Here is a 4321-nt window from a genome sequence, read left to right on the forward strand (position 1 = left end):
GAATTCGCACGCGGCATCGCTAATCTCGCCCGGACGGGCACCAATCCGATCAGCCATGCGGCGCTGGCGAAGGCCGCGCATGGCGAAGTCAGGGACGGGATCGCGCGGCTCGTCGTCGCGCTCTGCGAGCCGCGGGGCGAAGCGCTTTCCGCCGCGCTCGCTCGGGTTCTCGCCATCGGTTCATCGTCGGGAACCGAGATCGCTTTCGGCGTCGTCCGCGGACTGGCGTCTCTCATCGACAACGGAGAATGGGATCATGGCCATCAAGACCGCGATTAAGCGGAACACCTATTTCGACTCGGTCTCGCTGATGTCGGTGACCGGGCGGGCCAATGCCGTTGCCGGCGTCGATCAGGCGATGATCGGGATGGGCACCGCGATGAACAAGGAGGTGCTCAAGAACGTCGGGATGCTGACGGCCGAGGCTGCCGAGGCCCAGAGCGGCGACCTGATGATCGTGGTGCGCGCCGCCAATGATGACGTTGCCGGCCAGGCGCTGGTCGAGATCGACGAGCTGTTCAAGCAGAAGGGTGGCAGCGAGAGCGGTCGCAAGATGAACTACGCGACGATCGAATCCGCCGTTGCGCATACGCCGGGCGCCAATCTCGCGATCATCGCGGTCGCCGGCGAGTTCGCCACCCGCGAGGCGCGGCGCGCGCTCGATAACGGCCTGCACGTCATGATGTTCAGCGACAACGTCTCGATCGAGGACGAGGTCGCCCTCAAGACGCACGCCCATCGCAAGGGCCTGCTGATGATGGGGCCGGATTGCGGCACCGCCTATGTCGGCGGCATCGGCCTCTGCTTCGCCAACGCCGTGCGCGCCGGCAATATCGGCATCGTCGGCGCCTCCGGCACCGGCAGCCAGGAGATCGCGGCGCGCATCCATGATTTCGGCGGCGGCATCACCCAGATCATCGGCACCGGGGGGCGCGACCTGCACGAGAGGGTCGGCGGCATCATGATGATCGACGGCATCAACGCGCTCGCCCGCGACCCGGCGACCGAGGTGATCGTGCTGGTCTCCAAGCCCCCGGCGAAGTCTGTGCAGGACAAGGTCCTGGCCGCCGCCGCGGCTTGCGGCAAGCCGGTCGTCGCCTGCCTGCTCGGCGGCTCGGAGCAGGCCGTGACCGAGGCCGGAGTGCAGTTCGGCAAGACCACCAAGGAAGCCGCGCTCAAGGCCGTCATCCTTGGCGGCAGGAAGGAGGAGGAGATCAACAAGCGGGCACTCAACCTGCCGCTGATCGCCGAGACCCGCGCCAAGCTGAAGCCCGAGCAGCGTTACATCCGCGCGCTGCTCTGCGGCGGCACGCTTTGCGAGGAAATGATGCTGATCGCCAAGGAGAGCTACGACAACGTCTACAGCAACATCGCCAAGGACCCCGCGCGCAAGCTGAAGGACGTTTCCACCAGCATCGAGAATACGTTCATCGATTTCGGCGACGACGATTTCACCCGCGGCCGCCCGCATCCCATGATCGACCCCTCCCAGCGCCTCGCGCGGCTGGTGCAGGAAGCACGCGATCCCTCTGTCGGCGTCATCGTGCTCGATTTTATCCTCGGCTACGGCGCCCATGAAGACCCGGCCGGCGTGATGATTCCGGCCCTCGTAGAGGCCAAGCAGATCGCGGCAGCCGAAGGGCGCCATCTCGAGATCCTCGGTTACGTCCTCGGCACCGATCTCGATAGCCAGTCGCTCGCCGAGCAGACCGCCAAGCTTTCGGAAGCGGGCGTCACCATCGCCAGCAGTTGCACGAATGCGGGCCTGCTGGCGCGCGGTTTCGTCTCCAGGGAGAACTGATCATGTCCAGCATCAACGACCTGTTCAGCAAGGTCAGCGTCATCAATGTCGGCCTCGAAATGTTCAAGGACGATATCGAGAAGCAGGGCGGCAGCGCCGTCCATCTCGACTGGCGCCCGCCGGCGGGCGGCAAGCCCGAACTGATCGACGCGCTGGAAGCGTTGGCGCGGCCCGATATCGCGGCGCGCATCGAGAAGGCCAATCTGGAGGCTGTCGAGCGCATCCTGAAGTCGCAGCCGGTGCTGGTCGGCTTCGGTCCGGCGCTCGACGTCGTGCCCGGCATGACCAGGAAGACCATCCTGCATGCCGGCCCGCCGATCACCTGGGAACGGATGTCCGGCCCGATGAAGGGTGCCGTCACCGGCGCGCTGGTCTTCGAAGGCCTGGCCAAGGATCTCGACGAGGCGGCGGCGCTGGCTGCCTCCGGCGAGATCACCTTCTCGCCCTGCCACGAGCATGACTGCGTGGGCTCGATGGCTGGCGTGACCTCGGCCTCGATGTTCATGCACGTGGTCAAGAACAAGACCTACGGCAATTTCGCCTACACCAATCTCAGCGAGCAGCTCTCCAAGATCCTGCGCATGGGCGCCAATGACGGGACCGTCATCGCCCGGCTGAACTGGATGCGCGACGTGCTCGGCCCGATCCTGCGCGAGGCCATGCAGATCGCCGGCGAAATCGACCTGCGCCTGCTGCTCTCGCAGGCGCTGCACATGGGCGACGAATGCCACAACCGCAACGTCGCCGGCACCACCATCCTGATCCAGAAGCTCGCTCCCTTCATCCTGGAGACGTCGTTCCCGACGGCGCAGAAGCGCGAGGTCTTCGACTTCGTCGCCAGCAGCGACTACTTCTCCGGCCCGACCTGGATGGCCATGTGCAAATGCGCGCTGGATGCCGCCCATGGCGTGCCGCACTCCACGGTGGTGACCACGATGTGCCGCAATGGCGTCGAGTTCGGCATCCGGATCAGTGGCGTGCCCGGCTTCAGCTGGTTCACCGGCCCGGCGCAGAAGGTCATCGGCCCGATGTTCGCCGGTTACAGGCCGGAGGATTCCGGCCTCGACATCGGCGACAGCGCGATCACCGAGACCTATGGCATCGGCGGCTTCGCCATGGCGGCGGCGCCGGCGATCGTGCCGCTGGTCGGCGGCACGGTCGATGAAGCCATCGGCTTCTCCGTTCGCATGGCCGAGATCACCACGGCCGAGAACCCGAACGTGACCGTGCCCCTGCTCAACTTCAGGGGCGTCCCGACCGGCATCGACATGCGCAAGGTGCTGCAGACAGGGATCATGCCGGTGATCAATACCGCGATCGCGCACAAGGAGGCCGGCATCGGCATGATCGGCGCCGGCATCACCTATCCGCCGATGGAGGCCTTCGAGAAGGCGCTCATCGCCTTCGCCGGCCAGGAGGGCGTCGCGGCGCAGGACGTAGCGGCCTGAGGATTGCCGCGGGCCGCCACCGCGCGGCCCGCGTTCCACACCATCGAACAATTCAGCATGCGTCGCGACCTGCCGGCCGGCGCGTGGGAGGAGGATTCATGACTTCGCATGACACCGTTCCGGACCGCCTGATCATCGCCATCGGCGGCAACGCCATCCACCCGGAGGGCATTCGCGGCACGGCGGAGGAGCAGGAAAAGCTCGCCGCCGAGACCGGTGCCGCCCTGCTGCCGCTGATGGAGCTGGGCTCGCAGCTGATCATCACCCACGGCAACGGCCCGGTCGTCGGCAAGATGTTGCTGCGCCATGCCATTGCCCGCCAGCGCGTGGCACCGATGCCGCTCGACATCTGCGTCGCCCACAGCCAGGGCGGCATCGCCTATTTGCTGATGCAGGCGCTGGAGAATGCGCTGCGCGCCAAGGGCAATCCGCGCGAGGTGACCTGCGTGCTGACCCAGGTCGAGGTCGATCCGAAGGATCCGGCCTTCGCCAACCCGTCGAAGCCGATCGGCTATTTCTATACCGAGGAGGAAGCCAAGGCGCTCAGCGAGGAAATGGGCTGGCTGATGAAGGAGGATTCCGGCCGCGGCTACCGGCATGTCGTGCCATCGCCGCTGCCGCAGCACATCGTCGATTTCGACCTCGTGCAGGCGCTGGCCGAGAAGGGCGCGGTCGTGATCGCGGGCGGTGGCGGCGGCGTGCCGGTGGTGCGTCAGCCCAACGGCCAGAGCCGTGGCGTCGAGGCCGTCATCGACAAGGACCGCACCACCGCCAAGATGGCGAACCTGCTCGACATCCCGGACATGATCATCCTGACCGCGGTGCCGAGCGTCGCCGTGCATTTCGGCAGGCCGGAACAGCGCTTCCTCGATCGCGTCAGCCTGTCGGAGATCAAGCGCCTGCATGCCGAGGGGCATTTCCCGCCCGGCAGCATGGGCCCGAAGATCGATGCCGCCGTCCAGTTCCTCGAAGGCGGCGGCCGGCGCTGCATCATCGCGCGCATCGAGGATGCGGTCGCGGCACTCCGCGGCGAGGCCGGTACGCAGATCGTGTCGGACGCTGCCTTCGCCGC

The 4321-nt window shown here is 66.6% G+C and carries 4 protein-coding genes; all 4 read left to right on the forward strand.

Features of this window, described 5'->3' with window-relative positions; all coding sequences use genetic code 11:
* A partial coding sequence (locus tag ACIPIA_RS10955; RefSeq protein ID WP_400509396.1) for an oxamate carbamoyltransferase subunit AllH family protein occupies positions 1-279 on the forward strand: 279 nt, incomplete at its 5' end.
* On the forward strand, positions 257-1801 hold the full coding sequence (gene fdrA, locus ACIPIA_RS10960; protein ID WP_400509398.1) for an acyl-CoA synthetase FdrA: 1545 nt from the start codon (positions 257-259) through the stop codon (positions 1799-1801). The genes ACIPIA_RS10955 and fdrA, both read left to right, overlap by 23 nt.
* A 2-nt stretch (positions 1802-1803) precedes the next feature.
* Positions 1804-3249 carry a YlbE family protein gene (locus ACIPIA_RS10965; protein ID WP_400509400.1) on the forward strand — a complete coding sequence of 482 codons (1446 nt, stop codon included), beginning with the start codon at positions 1804-1806 and terminating at the stop codon, positions 3247-3249.
* Between the two features lie 98 nt (positions 3250-3347).
* The coding region (locus ACIPIA_RS10970; protein ID WP_400509401.1) for a carbamate kinase at positions 3348-4321 on the forward strand (974 nt) is incomplete at its 3' end.

Origin of the sequence: Allobosea sp. CER48 (genome assembly GCF_044752385.1) — a bacterium.
In the GTDB taxonomy this organism is placed as follows: Bacteria; Pseudomonadota; Alphaproteobacteria; order Rhizobiales; family Beijerinckiaceae; genus Allobosea.

What these genes read in the sequence shown, in the direction of transcription:
- fdrA (WP_400509398.1), top strand. Translation starts at nt 257, where the DNA reads ATGGCCATCAAGACCGCGATTAAGCGGAACACCTATTTCGACTCGGTC.
- ACIPIA_RS10965 (WP_400509400.1), top strand. Translation starts at nt 1,804, where the DNA reads ATGTCCAGCATCAACGACCTGTTCAGCAAGGTCAGCGTCATCAATGTC.